The sequence below is a fragment of the Serratia microhaemolytica genome (assembly GCF_004011885.1).
Lineage (GTDB): Bacteria > Pseudomonadota > Gammaproteobacteria > Enterobacterales > Enterobacteriaceae > Serratia_G > Serratia_G microhaemolytica.
This window is the reverse complement of sequence record NZ_SBEF01000026.1, coordinates 1-20,576: the sequence shown is the minus strand read 5'-3', so window position 1 is coordinate 20,576 and position 20,576 is coordinate 1. Positions and strand designations below refer to the sequence as shown.

25 protein-coding genes are annotated in these 20,576 nt (G+C 49.6%); 15 read left to right on the top strand and 10 right to left on the bottom strand.

What is annotated here, in order from left to right; all coding sequences use genetic code 11:
* Positions 1-64 precede the first annotated feature (64 nt).
* The 3 genes from ivbL (at position 65) to ilvN (ending at position 2,267) form a co-directional block, all read left to right on the top strand.
* A complete protein-coding gene (gene ivbL, locus EOJ37_RS09755) occupies positions 65-163 on the top strand; it encodes an ilvB operon leader peptide IvbL (protein WP_240651693.1) in 99 nt (32 codons plus the stop codon).
* A 109-nt stretch (positions 164-272) separates the two neighbouring features.
* On the top strand, positions 273-1,967 hold the full coding sequence (ilvB, locus tag EOJ37_RS09750; protein WP_127959732.1) for an acetolactate synthase large subunit: 1,695 nt from the start codon (positions 273-275) through the stop codon (positions 1,965-1,967).
* Between the two features lie 3 nt (positions 1,968-1,970).
* Positions 1,971-2,267 carry an acetolactate synthase small subunit gene (gene ilvN, locus EOJ37_RS09745; RefSeq protein WP_127959731.1) on the top strand — a complete coding sequence of 99 codons (297 nt, stop codon included), beginning with the start codon at positions 1,971-1,973 and terminating at the stop codon, positions 2,265-2,267.
* Between the two features lie 265 nt (positions 2,268-2,532).
* Here the strand turns inward: ilvN and EOJ37_RS09740 are convergent, their stop codons facing one another.
* Complete coding sequence (locus tag EOJ37_RS09740) at positions 2,533-3,120, bottom strand: Ail/Lom family outer membrane beta-barrel protein (RefSeq protein WP_127959730.1); 588 nt, start codon at positions 3,118-3,120, stop codon at positions 2,533-2,535.
* Between the two features lie 564 nt (positions 3,121-3,684).
* Positions 3,685-5,160 (bottom strand): molybdate ABC transporter ATP-binding protein ModF, encoded by a 1,476-nt coding sequence (gene modF, locus EOJ37_RS09735; RefSeq protein ID WP_127959729.1) that lies wholly within the window; start codon positions 5,158-5,160, stop codon positions 3,685-3,687.
* A gap of 271 nt (positions 5,161-5,431) precedes the next feature.
* On the opposite strand from modF, the gene EOJ37_RS09730 reads away from it, so the two are divergent.
* The 4 genes from EOJ37_RS09730 (at position 5,432) to modC (ending at position 8,408) form a co-directional block, all read left to right on the top strand.
* On the top strand, positions 5,432-5,572 hold the full coding sequence (locus EOJ37_RS09730; RefSeq protein ID WP_127959728.1) for an AcrZ family multidrug efflux pump-associated protein: 141 nt from the start codon (positions 5,432-5,434) through the stop codon (positions 5,570-5,572).
* Between the two features lie 333 nt (positions 5,573-5,905).
* Positions 5,906-6,664 carry a molybdate ABC transporter substrate-binding protein gene (gene modA / locus EOJ37_RS09725; RefSeq protein WP_420820629.1) on the top strand — a complete coding sequence of 253 codons (759 nt, stop codon included), beginning with the start codon at positions 5,906-5,908 and terminating at the stop codon, positions 6,662-6,664.
* Positions 6,651-7,340, top strand: coding sequence for a molybdate ABC transporter permease subunit (modB, locus tag EOJ37_RS09720; RefSeq protein ID WP_127959727.1), 690 nt, complete (start codon positions 6,651-6,653; stop codon positions 7,338-7,340). Before modA ends, modB begins: the two co-directional genes overlap by 14 nt.
* Entirely contained in the window at positions 7,341-8,408 is a 1,068-nt protein-coding gene (modC, locus tag EOJ37_RS09715; protein WP_127959726.1) for a molybdenum ABC transporter ATP-binding protein ModC, read from the top strand.
* A gap of 173 nt (positions 8,409-8,581) precedes the next feature.
* Here modC and EOJ37_RS09710 read toward each other — a convergent pair whose 3' ends face one another.
* The 8 genes from EOJ37_RS09710 to EOJ37_RS09675 all read right to left on the bottom strand — a co-directional run bounded on the left by EOJ37_RS09710 (position 8,582) and on the right by EOJ37_RS09675 (position 14,713).
* Positions 8,582-9,364, bottom strand: coding sequence for a JAB domain-containing protein (locus EOJ37_RS09710; RefSeq protein ID WP_127959725.1), 783 nt, complete (start codon positions 9,362-9,364; stop codon positions 8,582-8,584).
* Between the two features lie 190 nt (positions 9,365-9,554).
* The gene (gene truD, locus EOJ37_RS09705; protein WP_127959724.1) at positions 9,555-10,571 is read right to left on the bottom strand and encodes a tRNA pseudouridine(13) synthase TruD; all 1,017 of its coding nucleotides are present in this window, start codon (positions 10,569-10,571) and stop codon (positions 9,555-9,557) included.
* A gap of 4 nt (positions 10,572-10,575) precedes the next feature.
* Positions 10,576-11,049, bottom strand: a complete 474-nt coding sequence (ispF, locus tag EOJ37_RS09700) for a 2-C-methyl-D-erythritol 2,4-cyclodiphosphate synthase (RefSeq protein ID WP_127959759.1) — start codon at positions 11,047-11,049, stop codon at positions 10,576-10,578.
* 13 nt (positions 11,050-11,062) lie between these two features.
* A complete protein-coding gene (ispD, locus tag EOJ37_RS09695; protein WP_127959723.1) occupies positions 11,063-11,770 on the bottom strand; it encodes a 2-C-methyl-D-erythritol 4-phosphate cytidylyltransferase in 708 nt (235 codons plus the stop codon).
* Entirely contained in the window at positions 11,767-12,093 is a 327-nt protein-coding gene (gene ftsB / locus EOJ37_RS09690) for a cell division protein FtsB (protein ID WP_127959722.1), read from the bottom strand. Before ftsB ends, ispD begins: the two co-directional genes overlap by 4 nt.
* Positions 12,094-12,168: 75 nt before the next feature.
* Positions 12,169-13,062, bottom strand: a complete 894-nt coding sequence (locus EOJ37_RS09685) for a LysR family transcriptional regulator ArgP (protein WP_127959721.1) — start codon at positions 13,060-13,062, stop codon at positions 12,169-12,171.
* A 248-nt stretch (positions 13,063-13,310) separates the two neighbouring features.
* Complete coding sequence (locus EOJ37_RS09680) at positions 13,311-13,775, bottom strand: NfeD family protein (RefSeq protein WP_127959720.1); 465 nt, start codon at positions 13,773-13,775, stop codon at positions 13,311-13,313.
* Between the two features lie 32 nt (positions 13,776-13,807).
* Entirely contained in the window at positions 13,808-14,713 is a 906-nt protein-coding gene (locus EOJ37_RS09675; RefSeq protein ID WP_206194043.1) for an SPFH domain-containing protein, read from the bottom strand.
* A gap of 495 nt (positions 14,714-15,208) precedes the next feature.
* Between EOJ37_RS09675 and EOJ37_RS09670 the strand changes: the two genes are divergently transcribed.
* The 8 genes from EOJ37_RS09670 to EOJ37_RS09635 all read left to right on the top strand — a co-directional run.
* The gene (locus tag EOJ37_RS09670) at positions 15,209-15,931 is read left to right on the top strand and encodes a helix-turn-helix transcriptional regulator (protein ID WP_127959718.1); all 723 of its coding nucleotides are present in this window, start codon (positions 15,209-15,211) and stop codon (positions 15,929-15,931) included.
* Positions 15,931-16,320, top strand: a complete 390-nt coding sequence (tusD, locus tag EOJ37_RS09665; protein ID WP_127959717.1) for a sulfurtransferase complex subunit TusD — start codon at positions 15,931-15,933, stop codon at positions 16,318-16,320. The genes EOJ37_RS09670 and tusD overlap by 1 nt, the downstream gene beginning before the upstream one ends.
* Before the next feature lie 57 nt (positions 16,321-16,377).
* Positions 16,378-16,737 carry a sulfurtransferase complex subunit TusC gene (tusC, locus tag EOJ37_RS09660; RefSeq protein WP_127959716.1) on the top strand — a complete coding sequence of 120 codons (360 nt, stop codon included), beginning with the start codon at positions 16,378-16,380 and terminating at the stop codon, positions 16,735-16,737.
* 9 nt (positions 16,738-16,746) lie between these two features.
* A complete protein-coding gene (tusB, locus tag EOJ37_RS09655) occupies positions 16,747-17,034 on the top strand; it encodes a sulfurtransferase complex subunit TusB (protein WP_127959715.1) in 288 nt (95 codons plus the stop codon).
* 142 nt (positions 17,035-17,176) lie between these two features.
* On the top strand, positions 17,177-17,551 hold the full coding sequence (gene rpsL, locus EOJ37_RS09650) for a 30S ribosomal protein S12 (RefSeq protein ID WP_127959714.1): 375 nt from the start codon (positions 17,177-17,179) through the stop codon (positions 17,549-17,551).
* Positions 17,552-17,648: 97 nt separating this feature from the next.
* Positions 17,649-18,119, top strand: a complete 471-nt coding sequence (gene rpsG, locus EOJ37_RS09645) for a 30S ribosomal protein S7 (protein WP_127959713.1) — start codon at positions 17,649-17,651, stop codon at positions 18,117-18,119.
* A 139-nt stretch (positions 18,120-18,258) separates the two neighbouring features.
* Entirely contained in the window at positions 18,259-20,367 is a 2,109-nt protein-coding gene (fusA, locus tag EOJ37_RS09640; protein WP_127959712.1) for an elongation factor G, read from the top strand.
* A gap of 67 nt (positions 20,368-20,434) precedes the next feature.
* Positions 20,435-20,576: GTP-binding protein (locus EOJ37_RS09635; protein ID WP_240651695.1), on the top strand; the 142-nt coding region annotated here is incomplete at its 3' end.

The following is a 20,576-nucleotide window of genomic DNA, read 5'->3' as shown; positions in this document are numbered from 1 at the left end:
GTGCGAATTTCTCAGCTATGCTTTTATGACACACACTGTTTTATTCACTATGACAAGGTTCCCTGTGTTTGCATCTGCACTGACTTCATCTCTACTTATTAGCACACCGCCCGCTACTGTGGTCGTGGTGCGTGTGGTGGTGGTCGTCGGCAGTGCGCCGTAGGGTCTGAGTCAACGCATCGATTCCCAAACCCCGCCGGCGCAAACCGGGCGGGGTTTTCTGCTTTGATCCTGCCCTAAATGCAAACCGGCCTTGAGAAAAGGATAGGTAAATGGCAATTTCGGGTACCCCTCAAAAAGGGCAACGTTTTACTGGCGCACAGTTGGTTGTTCATCTGCTCGAGCGTCAAGGCATTACTACTATTGCAGGCATTCCCGGTGGCGCAGCGCTGCCACTGTATGATGCACTAAGTCAAAGTCAGATCATCCACCATATTCTGGCACGCCACGAGCAAGGTGCCGGTTTTATCGCACAAGGTATGGCGCGCGCCAGTGGCAAAGCAGCAGTCTGTATCGCCTCCAGTGGGCCTGGTGCAACCAACTTGGTTACCGCGATTGCCGATGCCAAACTCGACTCTATCCCACTGGTCTGCATTACCGGGCAAGTGGCCTCCTCACTGATCGGTACGGATGCCTTTCAGGAAGTAGATACTTACGGTATCTCTATCCCCATCACCAAATATAACCACCTGGTTCGCGATATCCGTGAACTGCCACAAGTGATTTGCGATGCATTCCGTATTGCTGAATCTGGTCGTCCCGGCCCGGTGTGGATAGATATTCCTAAAGATATTCAAACGGCTGAAATTGAATGGGATCAGTTGCCACCTATGGCACAGCCCGATGCCGCTCCTGCCTTTGACAGCAACCTCGTGGCACAGGCCGCCACACTGATTAACCAGGCCAAACGTCCGATCCTCTACCTCGGCGGTGGCATCATCAGTTCGCAAGCAGCACAATCTGCCTTAACAATGGCAGAACAAGCCAACCTGCCTACCACCATGACACTGATGGCGCTGGGTGCTATGCCAGTAGAACATCGGTTGTCATTGGGTATGCTAGGAATGCATGCTGCACGCAGTACCAACTTTATTCTGCAGGAAGCAGATTTGCTGATCGTCCTGGGAGCACGCTTTGATGATCGCGCCATTGGCAAAACAGAACAGTTCTGCCCCAATGCCAAAATCATCCATGTTGATATTGATCGTGCTGAACTGGGCAAAATCAAACAGCCAGATATTGCCATTCACAGCGATGTTGAGCGGGTAATGCAGCAACTGTTACCATTGATTGAAGCACAACCACGCACCGAATGGCTGGAAGTTGTGGCTCAATTACAGCAGCAGTTCCCAGTCTGTATGCCCAACCTGGATGACCCTTTAAGCCACTACGGCCTAGTGAAGGCAGTCGCACGTTGTGTTGATGATAGTGCCATTATCACCACCGACGTTGGTCAACATCAAATGTGGGTAGCACAAGCCTACCCATTGAGCCGACCACGCCAATGGTTAACCTCTGGTGGATTGGGGACCATGGGATTTGGCCTACCGGCTGCAATTGGCGCGGCGCTGGCAGAGCCGCAGCGCAAAGTGATCTGCTTCTCAGGCGATGGCAGCCTAATGATGAATATTCAGGAAATGGCCACTGCGGCAGAACATAATTTGGATGTCAAAATCGTGGTGATGAACAACCAGGCATTGGGGCTCGTTCACCAGCAGCAAACATTGTTCTATCAACAGCATATTTTTGCTGCTGCCTATCCAAGACAGACAGATTTCCTGAAAATTGCTGCCGGATTCGGCCTGGATATCTGCGATCTCAATGCTGCCAGCGATCCACAAGCGGCGTTACAACAGGCGATCAATCGCCCTGGCCCTTGCCTGATCCATGTGCTGATCGACATCAACGAAAAAGTCTACCCGATGGTGCCGCCTGGTGCCGCCAACATCGACATGATTGGAGAATAAGTCATGACATCAGAGACAACAAATCGACAAGTTATCCTCGAACTGGCGGTACGTAACCACCCTGGCGTGATGACACATGTCTGTGGCCTGTTTGCTCGCCGTGCGTTTAACGTTGAAGGTATTTTGTGTATGCCACTGAAGCGTGATAGCAGCCAAAGCCGGATCTGGCTACTGGTTGCTAATGATCAGCGCTTGGTACAGATGATCAGCCAAGTGGAAAAACTGGAGGATGTACTGACGGTGAAACGCCACAATGGCGATGTGAAAATCTTTGAGCAGCTAGGTTCGCTGTTCGAATGACAGCAGCGTATCCGCTTACAAAATAGCCACCAATACCCTTCGAGCAACAGACATGCTCAATAAAACCCGCGTGGAGATGGTTTATTCTACGCGGGTAATAGTAGCGGCGTTAGCATAATGAGAGAGCATTTTCCAATGTTGACTTGCTATGCAACTAAAATTCCTTCCCCTAATCGAAGCGGGAAGGAATGAACAGAGTGATCCATCACCACTCATCAGCATCGAGCTATTTCATCCTAACTCAGGTCAGGCTCAAATAGTTTGATTAGAAACGGTAACCAACACCGATGTTAAAGCTGTTGATTGCGTATGATTTGAAACCATCTTTCAGTCTAGAGCCTTCATAGCCAATATCAACCGCAACATTTGGCATCGGGTTAATCTGCACGCCAACACCATACATAACTGTGGTGTTATTAAAATCACCTTTCGTAGTATCAGTTAATTCATTAACACCATTATTTTGAATATAGAAACTTGTGTCATAAGAAACTTTACTGTTACTGAATCCAACCAGGCTGTAAATACTTACATATTCATTAAACCGGTAGGCAGGACCAGCAGCCAGAGAGAGATATTTAGTCTTCAAATTAGCCTCTCCGAGCAGTTTCTCATAAAGTGCCTCCGCTTCCGTTCTCTGAATTGAGCTACCACTCATATAACTGAAACTGCCTACGATACTGATTGGCGAATCCCACTCATAACGGTACTTTAGATTTGCACCGCTGATATCATGAAGCTTCTCTATTTTACCGGAAGCATACCCTAGAGAGACGGTATGCTGCTCGGCGTGTGCAGTTGCAGCCAAACCCAGTGTTGCAGAGACCACCAGCGCGGCCAATAATTTTTTCATTGCTTACTCCTTGTTTACTTTTTTGGTTATTTAATCACTGATTTTTATTCAGCCCTGATTACACCATCGCTGACTGGCGCAGCCGCAGGCTACCCAGGCATTAGTGGATATATCAGAGCTGTTATGAGGTAACATGGGTGCGACTCATAGCCAATGTTTAGCCAAAGCAAAAACATTGAGCTTAGGTTAGTTAGCTAATGCGACTACACCCATTTTGATTGGTGTCGCTGAACATGCTGAGCAACTTGAGAGTGTCATCGGCCAATTTTAGGAAAATAATTAGCAAGCCGATCACGATATAGCGCAGACAATACCGCCATCCCCAGTAACAGAAAGCAAAAGTAACACCAAAAAAAACACTAAATACCTGTTTATTATTTAATTAAAAAAGTGTATTCAGATATTATATCTGGTAATCAAAGTTTTCAATGGCTGGCGGTGATTTTTTTACATTTTTTTCTTAAACAACCGCATTGATAAATATCAGCAAAACCGGCAGGTGCTGCCAGCACAACAGTGGATAACACTATCAGCCAAGTGCTGCACTATGCTATGTGGTGAGCTTCAGTTCGCTACGCTGCTGACAGTCTGTTGCTGATAGCAATAGCCCTGCTCTGTTGGTACAAACAGCAAGCGGTGGGTGATACATTGTGGCGCATCTTCTACGTGGTGGGAGACAAAGAGGAGTTGACTGTTTCCCTGAGCCATCAGTAGATCAATCACTCGTAACACTAACTGGCGGTTTAAACCATCCAACCCCTGGAGTGGCTCATCCAGGATCAGCAGTGCTGGGTGCTTCACCAGCGCTCGGGCAATTAACGCCAACCTTTGTTGCCCCCAAGAGAGGCTATGCAATGCGGCATCACCCGGCAACTGTAATAGCTGCAACCACTGGTTGGTAAGCTGCTGCTGGCGATCTGATATTGCCTGATAAATGCCAATCGAATCGAAAAAACCGGAGAGGATCACACTACGGACATTGGTTGCGATGCGGTAGTCTAAATGTAAGCTGCTACTCACGTAGCCAATATGGCGTTTGATTTGCCAAATAGTTTCGCCGCTACCACGACGCCGACCAAACAGTGTCAGATCATTACTGTAACCTTGTGGGTGATCACCGGTAATTAAACTCAATAACGTCGATTTGCCAGCACCATTTGGCCCGATGATTTGCCAGTGCTCACCGTGATTCACTTGCCAGTTCAGTCGGTTGATGATCGGTCGTTCACCATAACTGACCACTCCGTCACGCAAACGGATTAATGGCTGTTGTGCCTGTAACTGGGGTTGTGCCGTGACGACATCCGCCGCTGGCAGTTTCAGCTCACGCTGTTGTTCATAGTGGGCGAGTTGTGCAATCAATGCCTGCTGCATCACCCACTGTCGCTCCCCTTGGCTGACCAGTACACCATCTGCCAACACACCGATCTGTGTCACAAAATTGGGGATCTGATCAAAGCGATTGAGGATCAGGAGCAGTGTGCATCCTTGCTGAACTTGTGTGGCCAATAGGCCAGTTAGTTGGCTGCGTGAATCGCTATCCAGTCCGTCAAACGGTTCATCCAAAATCAATAAATCAGGTTGTGACATCAGCGCCTGGCAGAGCAGTGCCTTACGTGTCTCGCCAGTAGAGAGATACTTAAAACGCCGATTGAGCAGTGCACTGATGCCAAATTGGGCCGCCAGTTGCGCACAGCGCGCTTGATCCTGCCACTGCTGTTGGATGATCTCCGCCGTAGTACGGCCGATGTCCTCTTCATCCGCACTGAGCAGATCGGTGTTGTTACGCTGCCACTCCTCACTGACCAGTTGTTGCAACTGCTCCAGTGAGAGGGTGACAATCCGCTGAAAATCGCTAACTCGCTGTCCGGTTAGCAACGGCAACTCTCCTGACAGTGCTCGTGCTAGCGCTGATTTCCCACTGCCATTGGCACCAACAAACGCCCAACTTTCACCACTGCGGATTGTCAGTTGTGGCAGTGAAAGTTGGCGTGTATCGCTTAAACGAAATTGCCCCTGTGAAATTTGCAGTGATGTCATTGTCGCTCCATTCGCTAATCAATCAATGTTGCTCGGTTTTACCCGGGTACCGGGTGATGCCAACAGTTTTGCCAAGGTGAAAATTATTATCTGTTAATCATAGCGATAATTTTCCGATGTTAGCCACTACCAGCAGCAAGGTTGCAACCATCGAGGGTTTACAGTACATTTTCAGCGCGGTTCAGCCTGAGTGCTGATGCTAATCGCTGCCGATGATGCCGGTAGACATTAATCAATATTATTGTTTTTAATTCCAGTCAATGAGGTCAACATGTTAGAACTATTGAGCAGTCTGTTATTTGCCGTGGTGATGGTGCCGGTTGTGATGGCAGTGATCCTCGGTTCAATCTACCTATTAGGTAGCCTGTTTAACCTGTTTTCCCATATCGGACATAAACCGCATCATCACTGATCCTCTGCTGTTATTAACCGCTCGCTTGGGTGTTTAGCACCTGTATTAGTCTGATCTGCGGTCATTAGGGCATCGTTGCTCATTAAGGTGCGCTTGCAGTTTGAAGGCAATAGATCAAATCGTCTCGGCACTGCAGGTTACCGCAGGCACATCGCTCCAATCATATGCCCACACAGCGCTTTTCCAGCAAAAATTTTGCTTCAGCCTATTTGGGTTAAGCTTGCTTTGATTAACCGCATGACAACCAGCAGCGGTGCGTTATATCATTTTTTAATAATGCATTCATCCCACTTACTGACGGAGCCGACGGTGAAAAAAAGAGGGTATCACGGGATTTTTGGCGTGTTGTTGATCAGCCTGTTACTGGCACCTGCCGCTGCCAGTGAGAAAATCACCCTGTTTGCGGCTTCGTCGTTAACCAACGCACTACAGCAGATCGCGGAGCAGTATCAGCAGGCGCACGATGTGCGTATCGTTAGCTCCTTCGCCTCGTCCTCTACCTTAGCGCGTCAGATTGAACAGGGCGCTCCGGCTGATATTTTTATCTCAGCGGATCAGTTATGGATGGATTATCTGTGGCAAAAAAAACAACTGCTGCCAGAGACCCGCTATACCTTGTTGGGTAATGCGCTGGTGTTGATCAGTAGTCAATCGGTACAATTTGCGCCGATTGAGATCAATAATCACACCGACTGGATCAAATTGCTGGCGGGTGGGCGTTTAGCATTGGGCGATCCAGCACATGTGCCGATCGGTTTGTACGCCAAACAGGCACTGGAGAATTTAGGCAGTTGGGCAACCGTTGCTCCGCATTTGGCGCGCGCCAATAATGTGCGCAGCGCTCTAGCGCTGGTTGAACGCCAGGAAGCACCGTTAGGTATTGTTTATCGTTCCGATGCCGTTGCGAGCAATAAGGTGCAGGTAGTTGCTACCTTTCCCGCGTCAAGTCATGCTGCAGTTGAGTACCCGATGGCCATCATTCAAGGGCAACAACGTCAAGCTGTCGACGCTTTTTATCACTATCTGAAAGGCCCTCAGGCCGCAGCAATCTTCCAACATTTTGGTTTCAGTCGTAGCGATGATGTTAACTGATTATGAGTGGCAGGCGCTTGCGCTGAGCCTGAAGGTGGCCAGTGTGGCAGTAATCTGTAGTTTGCCGTTGGGTATCTTGCTGGCTTGGGTACTGGTACGCACGCACTTTCCCGGTAAATCTTTGCTTGATAGTCTGATCCACCTGCCGCTAGTGCTTCCACCAGTGGTGATCGGTTATCTGCTGTTAATTGCAATGGGGCGACGCGGTTTTATCGGTGAGTGGCTCTATCACTGGTTTGGTTTCAGCTTTAGTTTCAGTTGGCGCGGCGCGGCGCTGGCTTCTGCGGTAGTGGCCTTTCCACTGATGGTACGGGCTATCCGCTTAGCGCTGGAAGCGGTCGATATTCGCTTCGAGCAGGCAGCTCGCACTCTGGGTGCTGGCCCGTGGAAAGTGTTTTTCACCATTACCTTGCCTCTGTCGCTACCTGGTGTGATTGTCGGTATTGTGCTGGCGTTTGCCCGTTCGTTGGGTGAGTTTGGTGCCACTATCACTTTCGTTTCCAATATTCCGGGCGAGACCCGAACCCTGCCACTGGCGATGTATACCCTGATCGAGACGCCTGGAGCAGAGGCCGCAGCAGCACGTTTATGTGTTATTGCCGTGCTGTTGTCACTGCTGGCTCTATTGGCTTCCGAGTGGTTGGCTCGCTGGGGGCGCAAGCGAATAGGCTTATAGATGTTACAGCTTGATTTTTCACAACAGCTCGGGGAGCTTAACCTGAAGGTGCAAGCCACTCTACCCGCACAGGGGATCACCGCAATATTTGGCCTTTCTGGTGCTGGCAAGACCTCGCTGATCAATGCGATTGCCGGTTTAACACCGATACAGCAGGGAAAGATCGTGCTTAACGGCCGCCCTCTGGTTGATAGCGCTCAGCGGATCGCGCTACCGCCCGAGCAACGGCGGGTTGGTTATGTGTTTCAGGATGCGCGGCTATTTCCCCACTATCGCGTGCGCGGCAATCTGCAATATGGCATGGCCGCTAACATGCAGAGCCAGTTTGAGACCATTGTCGAGCTGTTGGGGATTGCGCCACTGCTTGAGCGCCAGCCATTAACGCTGTCTGGTGGTGAGAAACAGCGAGTGGCGATTGGCCGTGCGCTGCTCAGTGCCCCTGAGTTACTGTTGTTGGATGAGCCACTGGCTTCACTGGATCTGCCTCGTAAGCGTGAACTGCTACCCTATCTGGAACGGTTGGCTCGGGATGTGCAGATCCCGATGCTCTATGTCAGCCACAGTTTAGATGAGATTGTTCGTCTGGCTACTCACCTACTGGTGCTTGATCAGGGTAGCGTGCTGGCTTGTGGTGAGCTAGCAACAGTTTGGAATAGCAGTGCGTTGCTGCCTTGGTTGCAGCAGCAGGAACGTAGCGCTATCTTGTCGCTCGCTGTTGCTGCACATCATCCGTATTACGCAATGACTGCGTTGCAATTGGGTGAACAACATTTGTGGCTGCCAACAATTGATGCCCCGATCGGCAGTAAGCTACACATTCGCATCAATGCTACCGATGTTTCGCTACTGCTGGAACCGCCACGCAAGAGCAGTATTCGCAATACGCTGGCAGCAGAAGTGGTTGAGTGTATTGCAGTTGATGATCAGGTTGACGTGAAGCTGATGATCGCGGAGCACATGCTCTGGGCGCGTATCAGTCGGTGGGCACGTGACGAATTAGCGATCCAGCCCGGTCAATCGCTCTATGCTCAACTAAAAAGTGTTTCGCTAAACCGTGATGGTCGGTGATGGTGACAAATGATGCCGCGCGGTAGTGTGATAAGCATACTGATATGACAAGCAGGCTGATATAACCAGCACAACGGTGCCACAGCAACCCGTGCTTTTTGCGTTTAAGTTAATCGTTATCTTTCACTGAGCCTAGCACCACTGTTTGAGCGGGTAACCGCACGCGCTCAATGTTAACTTCCCAGTAATTTTTCCACTTCTGCGCTGCTAATCTGCAATATCTCGGCAATCTCTACGCTACTGTGTTGGTTTTGCTGTAAGAAATGGATTGCTGCCAACAAGATCTGTTCAGAGCGCTCGCGTTGTTCCCGCTCGGTTCGCGTCTCTTCTCTGGCGATTTTCACCTCTTCTTTGGCGCTTCTTATTGAGGTCTCTTTCTCTTTCAGTTGCCGTTTGAGCTGGAGCGCAGCCAGTTTGGCGATGCTCTCAGCCTCTTTCGCCGTGCGTACGCGCTCCTTGGCGATCGCCTGTTCCTGTTTGCGGATCTGCTCGATGATCTGATAGGTCGGCACGTATTTCAGGCTCGCCTCCAACTCCGTCATCAAACCGGCACGGCGGAAACTGAGATACTCTTTAGTCGAGATCACCAGGTGATCATCCAAGCTAATATTCAGTATTCTACCTACTTGGATCAGGCGGTCGGTAATATCTTTATCACACGCAGAAGGGGTTACATTGCCGGAAGGGTGGTTGTGTATTGCAACTACACGCGGGGCATTCTTCATCACTGCAATGCGGTAGACATTCATCGGCTCGATCACTGTGGCACTGACGCTACCGAGGCTGACCAGTTCGATATAGAGGATATAGCCAGCCAGATTCATACCAATAATCCAGAAGTGCTCCTTTTCACGGTCAATTTTGTTGTCACGTAACAGGATGCGCTGCATGATGTCATAGACATCATCAGGGTTGGTAAGCTGTTTTTTGTCTTTATCAGTTAGCTTGATTTCCATAACATGCTCAACCGCCAATTGTGAACAGGGCGTACACTATAACATGATTAAGTTCTACTGATGAGTAGTTATTGTCATGAATAAACAATAGAAGTATCGAACCATTGTCGCGCTCACCGTTGTCTGCTTCGCCTGTTCTGTCGGCGATTGACAGCACTGATTAAGCCGTGTGCTGCCATGCCAATGCCTGCTATTGTACCAATTCGCGCACGATACTGGTGGCAAAGCTTCCGGCAGGTAGCCAAAAACGCAGCGCCAGTGTCGCGTCATTGTGCCAGTGCCACTGTAACTGACGCGGTTTGAGTAATATTGCTCGCCGAGCCGTTTCAAGCCGCTCACGCTGTAACAGTGCCAGTAGTTGTGGCTGTTGTTGTAAACTGCTCTGTTCAAACGCTAACGCGTCTGCTTCGCTGCCAAGTGCGCCATCACCAGCGAGCGGTGCCGTGATCATCAACTCACCAGCATCCACGCGTGTTTGCAACAACGGCAACTCGTCGGCTTTGGCAACAAACCAACTGTTACGCCCCGCCAATTGTAGCGCATCACCTGCCAATACAACGTTCTGCTGCTGGTTTGCCAACCTCTGGCTGGCTGTCAGGTTGAATAATGCACTACGGCTGGCCGACAGGTAGAAACTGCGTTTGTCACGCTGTGTCACGCGGATCTCATTATTCGCCCAGCGCAGAGCCATCTGTAAATTATTCTCGTCGTGACCAAATCGCTGGCTGCCGAAATAGTTAGGCACGCCATGCTGAGCAATCATCTGTAACCGCTGTTCCACTTCAGCTCCATCATCAATCTGGCGTAGCATCAGCACAAAGTGGTTGCCTTTCAATGCACCAATGCGCAATTTACGCAAATGGCGTTCAGCTTGCAGTAACTCGCACCCTGCCAACTGGAACTGACTGAAATCTGGGGTCACTTTTCCTGGTAGATGTAAGCAAAACCACTGTTCGCTAATTGCATGACGATCTTTCAGCCCAGCATAGCTGACCGCTCGTGCAGCAATGCCAGCAAACTTTGCCAACGCTTCCGCAACAAACTGGGTGTTACAACCGGTTTTACGCACCCTAACCAGTAGATGTTCACCCTCACCATCTGGCGAGAAACCCAGATCTTCTATCACCACAAAGTCCTCTGGTGAGCTTTTCAACTGCCCACACGCTGAGGGCTTACCATGTAACCAATGGAGGTTTGCCATACTCATCAGATCACCTCTGCTGTAACAGTGCCACCGCTTCACAAGCGATGCCTTCACCACGGCCCGTAAAACCCAACTGTTCAGTCGTGGTGGCTTTAACATTGACCTGATCAATATGGCACTGCAAATCTTCCGCAATAAATACGCGCATTTGTGCGATGTGCGGTGCCATTTTCGGTGCTTGAGCGATGAGGGTAATATCGACGTTACCTATTTGGTAGCCTTTCTGTGCGATCCGACGCCAGGCCTCTCGCAGTAATTGGCGGCTATCCGCCCCTTTGAATGCAGGATCGCTATCGGGAAACAATTTGCCAATGTCACCCAAGGCCGCTGCGCCCAGTAGCGCATCAGTAAGTGCGTGCAGGGCAACATCGCCATCGGAGTGCGCCAGTAACCCATGTACAAACGGAATGCGCACACCCGCGATCACCAACGGCCCTTCACCACCAAATTTATGCACATCAAAACCGTGCCCGATACGTATCATCGATGCCCCTTTAGCGAGTTAACTGGGTTAAATAGAATGTCGCCAATGCCAGGTCTTCCGGCTGGGTGACTTTAATATTGTCGCTACGCCCCGCCACCAGCAGCGGCTGGTAGCCACAGTGTTCTAGCGCCGATGCCTCATCAGTCACATTGATGCCGTCAGCCAATGCCTGCTGCAAGCAGGTCAACAGCAATTGACGCGGGAAGAGCTGTGGCGTCAGTGCGTGCCATAGCGCTTGCCTATCCACGGTATGGTCGATGCGATGTTGTCCCGCGACCGCGCGTTTCATGGTGTCTCTTACTGGCGCAGCCAAGATCCCGCCCACTTGGCTCTGCGCGGTGATCGCCAGTAAACGTGCTAAATCGTCGGCATGTAGGCAGGGCCGAGCCGCATCATGTACCAACACCCACTCTGTATCGGTAACGAGTTGTAAGCCAGCCAGTACCGAGTCGACTCGTTGCGGGCCACCTTGAGTGACTCGCACTCGCGGATGTTTCGCAATTGGCAGTTGTTGAAAATGTTGGTCTTCCGAGTGTAGTGCCACAATCACTTGGCTAATTCGTGGATGACGCAACAGCGCATGAATGGCATGTTCCAGAATGGTCTGTTGACCAATGGTGAGATACTGCTTTGGGCAGTCCGCCTGCATCCGGCTACCAATACCTGCGGCAGGTAGAATGGCAACCACTGGCGAGAGGTGTTCGCTAATATGATTCATGGGTTTGATTGTCTATGACGTTGTGTCGGTGCGGTAGTACTACGCTGTGATGGTTCATTGACCAGACGGTAGAACGTTTCGCCCGGTTTTATCATGCCGAGCTGGTGGCGTGCGCGCTCTTCTATTGCTTCTCGTCCAGCACTTAGATCATCAATTTCAGCAAACAGTTGGTCATTACGGGCTTTTAGTTCGGCGTTGATCTGCTGCTGCTCCAACACACTGTCACGTACCCGCACATAATCGCTGATGCCATTTTTTCCCAGCCAAAGCGAGTACTGCAACCAACCAAGTAGCACCAGCAATAGCAGCGTAAGTTTTTTCATCTCCGCCTCCTAACAAGCTGGGCAATCATCCCACAACTTTACCTTTGACTCCATAGCAAGCGCTCTCGCTCTGGCTTAGTCCTGTTTTAACACTTTGCGACCATAAGAGAGCAGTGCACTGGTGACTTTGCCCATCATGCGACTTTCTGGCGCAAAACGGTGCCAAAATAGCATCCTTCGCTGGTATAGACCTGGTGTGAGGTCGATCAGCTCACCTGAGGCAAGCTCTTGCTCAATTTGCAAATGTGGGATCATGCAGCAGGTGCTGCCTTGGCGCGCCAACTGCACAAAGGCTTCGGAGGAGTTCACGATATGGCAGGGGACGCTGCCTGGTGACAGATCAAAATTTTGTTGCAGAAAAGCTTGGTGCATGTCATCAAGGTGATCAAATGCCACTGCGGGCGCTTTCAATAACGCGGAGCGGGTGACGCCATTCGGAAAATAACGCTGTGCAAAAGCATTGGAGGCAACAAACAGATAATCCAGCGCCCCCAAACGATCTACTTGGCAGCTCGGTAACGGTTGTGGCTGTATACTCACCGCACCAACCACTTCACCTCGGCGTAGCCGCTCTTGGGTGCGGGTTTCATCTTCTACCTGTACATTAAAGCGCAACGGTGTGTCAGTGAGCACCGGTTTCAGGGCGGGTAATAACCAGGTTGCTAGGCTATCTGCATTCACTGCTAACGAGAGCTGTAACGGCTTTTCGACGCCATTGTCACTGCCCAACCACTCTTCTTCAAGAAATTCAACCTGACGCAATAGCGCTAGCAGCTTTTGCCCCTGTTCGGTCGGGCGGGGAGGAATGGTACGCACCAGTAACGGTTGGCCAAACAGATTTTCCAGTTGTTTGATGCGTTGTGACACAGCAGATTGAGTAATGCATAACTTTTGCGCTGCACGTTCAAAACCACGTTCATGGATCACCGCATCCAACGCTTGTAGCATCCTGTAATCTGGGCGTTTCATTATCGCGACATTCCTCAAGATAAAGTGACTTGCGCACTATGCCACACTTTTGAGTTTTTTTGCGGAAGAATTTAAATTGGGCGCTTTACGCCGTAGGGGCAAGCCATTCAGGATGAGATAACCTGTAAACCTGTATGAGGCAGCACAACCTATGCGGGGTTGTACCACCCTAGCGCAATCACACCGCTAACCTGAGTGGCTGCGACGATCTGTATGATTACCTTGAAATACAAGTACGATTAATGTCATCAGTGTTGTGAATTGACGGTGCGAATATGCAGTAGAATACCGTCAACTGCCGTAATTTCCACCTCAGTGCCGGCAGGTACATCATCAGCAATTTTTACCGGCCAACTGCCATCGGCGATGGTGATACGCCCGATACCATTCTGGGTTGGCTCCGTTAACACCACTCTCCGCCCCACAAGCTGCTGATAACGCTGATTCAGCAGCGGCTGAGTACTCGGCTTTTTTTCTTGCCTTTTGCGCAACCAATACCAGAGACAGTAGGCACTCAGCAAGGTCAGCAGGGCAAAAATAATCCCCTGCCATACCAGTGTGATTGGAAATAACCAGACAATCACGCCGACCAAAATGGCCGACATGCCACTCCAAAGTGAATAACCGCCAGCGCCGAGCAATTCAAATATCAGTAATAATCCACCCAGGGAAAACCAAAACCAGTGTGGTTCTACTGCAATGTAATCAAGCATGACTATCACCCCTCGTCATTGGCAGTATCCGATTAGCCACGACTTTTTTGCGTTTCAGAAATTAACTGGGATATGCCACCAATCGCGCCCATAATGTTGGTGCTATCCAGTGGCATCATGATCACTTTGCTATTATTTGCCGCACCAATGCTCTGCAACGCTTCAGTATATTTCTGTGCCACAAAGTAGTTTATCGCCTGAATATTGCCGGCTGCGATTGCATCAGAAACCATTTTGGTCGCTTGTGCTTCTGCCTGAGCCGCCCTTTCACGCGCTTCTGCCTGCAAGAATGCAGATTGACGTTCCCCTTCCGCTTTCAGGATCTGGGACTGCTTTTCACCCTCAGCACGTAAAATCGCCGCCTGACGTACCCCCTCAGCTTCGAGAATGTCGGCTCGCTTGGTTCGCTCCGCTTTCATTTGTGCGTTCATTGAAGCAATCAGTTCCTCTGGTGGACGAATATCACGGATCTCAATACGTGTGATTTTCACTCCCCAAGGATTGGTTGCTTCATCAACGATATGCAGCAACCGGCTGTTGATGCTATCGCGTTGTGACAGCATCTCATCAAGCTCCATTGAACCCAACACAGTACGGAAATTGGTCATGACTAAATTGGTAATTGCATACTCAAGATCATTGACTTCGTATGCGGCACGCGCAGAGTCAATCACTTGAATAAAACAGACCGCATCAATCGCTACATTAGCGTTATCACGAGAAATAACCTCTTGCGATGGAACATCTAACACTCGCTCCATCATGTTAATTTTTCTACCAATACTATCGATGAATGGCACAATCAAATTCAATCCCGGCATCAATGTTTTGGTATAACGACCGAAACGCTCTACAGTCCATTGATAACCTTGTGGCACCGTTTTTACTGCACGGGTCACCACCACCAGTGCAACAACGATCAACACAACCACAGTCATTGAAATTCCTTGAATAACGTCCAACATAAACCACCCCTATTATTAGTGAAGTATTATTACCTGCCACACTGATCGCTTGAGAACAGCACAACCCGTGACTAACCAAAACTTGCAGCGATTAAGCGCAACCGATTTCCTGTTACTGGATGATTGTAGCTGATTTCCTTTCATTCACAAATAGTCACATTCGTTGAATTATCAGGTTTTTTATCCATAAAAAAGACATAACATAAACTTTACTTTGGTAATTTTGCCATTTTGCATGGAATTAATATCGTATGAATGACCGCGCCGCGTCCTTTTTCTCAACGCACTGCTTGACGGCTATCGGCTTTCGGGCTTAACGTCAACGGCTGGCAACGCTGAGGTGATGAGGGTAACGCTATCAGCAACACTCGCCGAATCGACAAGAAAATTGAATGTGGAAAATGAAGCATAGAGTGCTGCTGCAGTTGTTCGCTCTATCTTCACCGTTTGATAAGGGTGGTGTCTTTGATGTCCAATTCGCTTTTATCTAGCGAAAACAGTGAGCTTGACTGGCAAAATGAGCGTCCATTTAGTCAAACCGATTATGAAATCCTGAAATCGTATGAGGCAGTGGTTGATGGCCTCGCGATGCTGATTGGTGAACACTGTGAAATCGTGTTACATGCGCTAGAAGACCTGAAATGCTCTGCGGTCCGTATCGCCAATGGGCAGCATACCGGGCGCAAAGTCGGCTCACCGATTACCGATCTGGCACTGCGTATGCTGCACGATATGACCGGTAATGAGAGTAGCGTTTCCAAGACTTACTTTACTAAAGCCAAAAGTGGTGTACTGATGAAATCAGTGACCATCGCCATTCGCAATCGTGAGCAACGCGTGATTGGGCTGTTGTGTATCAACATGAACTTGGATGTTCCGTTTTCGCAGATCGTGCAAACCTTTATACCACCAGAACCACAGGAAGTGGCTTCATCAGTCAACTTTGCATCATCGGTAGATGACTTGGTTTCACAGACGCTAGAGTTCACCATCGAAGAGGTGAGTACTGATCGCAACGTGTCAAACAACGCGAAAAATCGGCAAATTGTGCTTAATCTGTATGAGAAAGGCATCTTTGATATTAAAGATGCCATCAATCAGGTGGCTGAACGACTGAATATTTCTAAGCATACGGTCTACCTCTATATTCGCCAGTTCAAAAATGGTGAGCCAATAGGTTTTGATCGCTGATGTCTCGTTATTCGCTATTAGTGACCGGGCCGGCCTACGGCACCCAACAAGCCAGCAGTGCTTGGCAGTTTGCTCAGGCGCTACTGGCTGCTGGCCACCAGATTGAGCATGTCTTCTTCTACCGTGAAGGCGTTTCAAATGCTAATCAGTTAACCGCACCAGCCAGTGACGAGTTCGATCTGGTGCGTGCTTGGTTGACGCTGGCACAACAACACAATGTACAGTTGAGCGTCTGTGTCGCGGCAGCACTACGCCGTGGCGTGGTCGATCAGCAGCAGGCAAGCGAGCTGAAGCTGTTGAGTGCCAACTTGCAGCCTGGGTTTACCCTGAGCGGTCTGGGAGCACTGGCAGAAGCTGCGCTCAGTTGTGATCGTCTGGTGCAGTTTTAAATCCACGAACAGTGAAAGGCACAGGCTGCTGACTGAAACAATATTGACTCAAATAAGATGAAACGAATCGCCTTTATTTTCACCCAGCCGCCACACGGTAACAGCAGTGGGCGCGAGGGATTGGACGCACTACTGGCCACCGCCGCGCTAAGTGAAGAAGTTGGGGTTTTTTTTGTTGCTGACGGTGTACTGCAACTGTTACCCGCCCAGCAACCGGATAAAATCTTGGCTCGCAACTACATTGCCACCTTTGGTGTACTGCCACTGTATGATGTTGAGCACTGCTATCTGTGCGAAACCGCACTACAGCAACGTGGGTTACAGCAGTTTACCGATTGGATTTTACCGGTTGAGATACTCTCTGCTGCTGCACTGCGCCAAAAAGTAGCCAGTTACGATGTTGTTATGACATTTTAGGATGTTCCAATGCTCTATACTGTTAGCCGTTCACCAACCTGTTGTGACCTGCCAGCCTTGCTCCGACTAACCGCACCCGGCGATGATCTGCTGTTGTGGCAGGATGGCGTTGTCGCCGGACTTGACGGCAGTGCCAGTTTGGCACTGTTACTGAACGCACCTGTCACGCTTTACGCATTAAGTGACGATCTTGATGCCCGAGGCCTGAGTGCCCACCTTGATTGCCATATCATCCGCATTAGTTATCAGCAACTGGTTGAATTAACCCAAAAGCATCCGGCACAAGTTGCATGGTAACTCACGCAGCACTGTATATTTCTTGACACTTATGGCTGTCAGCAATAAAATTCTGCGTCCTTGTATTTTGCCGATAGTGCATACAGGGCGATTGATCACATGTTTACGATGCAAAAACGAAGCAAACCCAGGAGCTTTTTGAATGGCAACAATTAACCAGCTGGTGCGCAAACCACGCTCTGTGAAGGCTGCTAAAAGCAACGTTCCAGCGCTGGAAGCCTGCCCGCAAAAGCGTGGGGTATGTACCCGTGTGTACACTACCACTCCTAAAAAACCTAACTCTGCAATGCGCAAAGTATGCCGTGTGCGTTTGACTAACGGTTTTGAAGTCACCTCCTATATCGGTGGTGAAGGTCACAACCTGCAAGAGCACTCGGTGATCCTGATCCGTGGCGGTCGTGTTAAAGATCTGCCAGGTGTGCGTTACCACACCATCCGTGGTGCACTTGACTGCTCTGGTGTTAAAGACCGTAAGCAGGCTCGTTCTAAGTATGGCGTGAAGAAGCCAAAGGCTTAATGGTTCTCCGTTAAGTAAGGCCAAACATTTTCGCTTTAATGTCAAAATAAACTCATCGAGTTTTGGACAATCCTGAAATTTTCAACGGAGTATTTCCATGCCACGTCGTCGCGTTATTGGTCAGCGTAAAATCCTGCCAGATCCTAAGTTCGGATCTGAGCTGCTGGCTAAATTTGTTAATATCCTGATGGTTGACGGTAAAAAATCTACCGCCGAAGCCATCGTCTATACCGCGCTGGAGACCCTGGCTCAGCGTTCTGGTAAAAATCATCTGGAAGCTTTTGAAGTAGCACTGGACAACGTTCGTCCGACGGTGGAAGTGAAGTCTCGCCGTGTTGGTGGTTCTACTTATCAGGTTCCGGTTGAAGTTCGTCCGGTCCGTCGTAATGCGTTGGCAATGCGCTGGATCGTTGATGCTGCTCGTAAACGTGGTGATAAATCAATGGCTCTGCGCTTGGCGAACGAACTGTCTGATGCAGCAGAGAACAAAGGTTCTGCTGTCAAGAAGCGTGAAGACGTTCACCGTATGGCAGAAGCCAACAAGGCGTTCGCACACTACCGCTGGTAATCACTGCTTGTGGTTATGCAGACGGAAAGTTATGCAAACTGAAAGTTACATCAACTGAAAGTGATGCAGACCAGGCGGCAACAATAAACTCCCGCCTGGTTTCAGCGAACTTGAACGCCTAAGGCAATAGAGGAATCAAATGGCTCGTACAACCCCTATTGAGCGCTACCGCAATATCGGTATTAGTGCTCACATCGACGCCGGTAAGACCACCACTACCGAACGTATCCTGTTTTACACCGGTGTAAACCATAAAATCGGTGAAGTGCATGATGGCGCTGCCACCATGGACTGGATGGAACAGGAGCAGGAGCGTGGTATTACCATCACTTCAGCAGCAACAACTGCTTTCTGGTCCGGTATGGGCAAGCAGTTTGAACCGCACCGTATCAACATTATCGACACCCCAGGGCACGTTGACTTTACCATTGAGGTAGAACGTTCAATGCGTGTGCTTGATGGTGCGGTGATGGTTTACTGTGCCGTTGGTGGTGTTCAGCCACAGTCTGAAACCGTATGGCGTCAGGCAAACAAATACAAAGTGCCACGTATTGCGTTCGTTAACAAAATGGACCGTATGGGTGCTAACTTCCTGAAAGTTGTTGAGCAGATCAAAAGCCGCTTAGCAGCTAACCCAGTTCCATTGCAGTTGGCAATCGGTGCTGAAGAGAAATTCACCGGTGTTATTGACCTGGTGAAGATGAAAGCAATCAACTGGAACGATGCTGACCAGGGCGTTACCTTCGAGTACGAAGATATCCCGGAAGACATGCTTGAGTTGGCAGAAGAGTGGCGCCAAAACCTGGTTGAAGCAGCAGCTGAAGCTTCAGAAGAGCTGATGGACAAATACCTGGGTGGTGAGACTCTGACTGAAGAAGAGATCAAAACCTCGCTGCGTCAGCGCGTACTGAATAACGAAATCATCCTAGTAACCTGTGGTTCTGCGTTTAAAAACAAAGGCGTTCAGGCAATGCTTGATGCGGTAGTTGAGTATCTGCCAGCACCGACAGATGTTGCAGCAATCAATGGTATTCTGGATGACGGTAAAGATACTCCAGCGGTTCGTCGTGCAGACGACAAAGAGCCGTTCTCTGCGCTGGCATTTAAAATCGCTACCGACCCATTCGTGGGTAACTTAACCTTCTTCCGTGTCTATTCCGGTGTGGTTAACTCAGGCGATACCGTACTGAACTCAGTGAAAGCGCAACGCGAGCGTCTTGGTCGTATTGTGCAGATGCACGCTAACAAGCGTGATGAAATTAAAGAAGTTCGTGCCGGTGACATCGCTGCAGCTATCGGTCTGAAAGATGTTACTACCGGTGATACGCTGTGTGATCCTGCACATGTGATCATTCTTGAGCGCATGGAATTCCCTGAGCCAGTAATCTCGGTTGCAGTAGAACCAAAAACCAAGGCTGACCAAGAAAAAATGGGCTTGGCACTCGGTCGTTTGGCGAAGGAAGACCCATCATTCCGCGTATGGACTGACGAAGAATCAGGTCAAACCATCATCGCAGGTATGGGTGAACTGCACCTCGACATCCTGGTTGACCGTATGCGTCGTGAATTTAACGTTGAAGCGAACGTCGGTAAGCCGCAGGTTGCCTACCGTGAAACCATTCGCGAAACGATCAAAGACGTTGAAGGTAAACACGCTAAGCAGTCTGGTGGTCGCGGTCAGTACGGTCACGTTGTGATCGACATGATGCCACTGGAACCAGGTGGTGTCGGCTACGAATTTGTTAACGATATCGTCGGTGGTACAATTCCGAAAGAGTTCATCCCGGCGGTTGACAAAGGGATGCAAGAACAGCTCAAATCTGGTCCTTTGGCTGGTTACCCGGTTGTTGATATTAAGATCCGTCTACATTACGGTTCTTATCATGATGTTGACTCTTCTGAACTGGCATTTAAACTGGCCGCTTCGATTGCGTTTAAAGAAGCGTTCAAGAAAGCAAAACCAGTTCTGCTTGAGCCAATCATGAAAGTTGAGATTGAAACCCCAGAAGACTACATGGGGGATGTAATTGGTGACCTGAACCGTCGTCGCGGTATGATTGAAGGTATGGATGATACCGCTACCGGTAAAACCGTTCGTGCTCAGGTTCCGCTGTCTGAAATGTTTGGTTATGCAACTGACCTGCGTTCTCAGACCCAGGGCCGTGCTTCATACTCCATGGAGTTCCTGAAGTATGCTGAAGCGCCGAACAACGTCGCTCAGGCCGTTATTGAAGCCCGTGGTAAGTAATACGGGTTTAACACATTGATCCAATGCTCTCCTACAGAGGGAGAGCATAAGAGTAAGGAATATAGCCGTGTCTAAAGAAAAATTTGAACGTACAAAACCGCACGTTAACGTTGGTACTATCGGCCACGTTGACCACGGTAAAACTACCCTGACTGCAGCAATTACTACCGTGCTGGCAAAACACTTCGGCGGTTCTGCGCGTGCTTTCG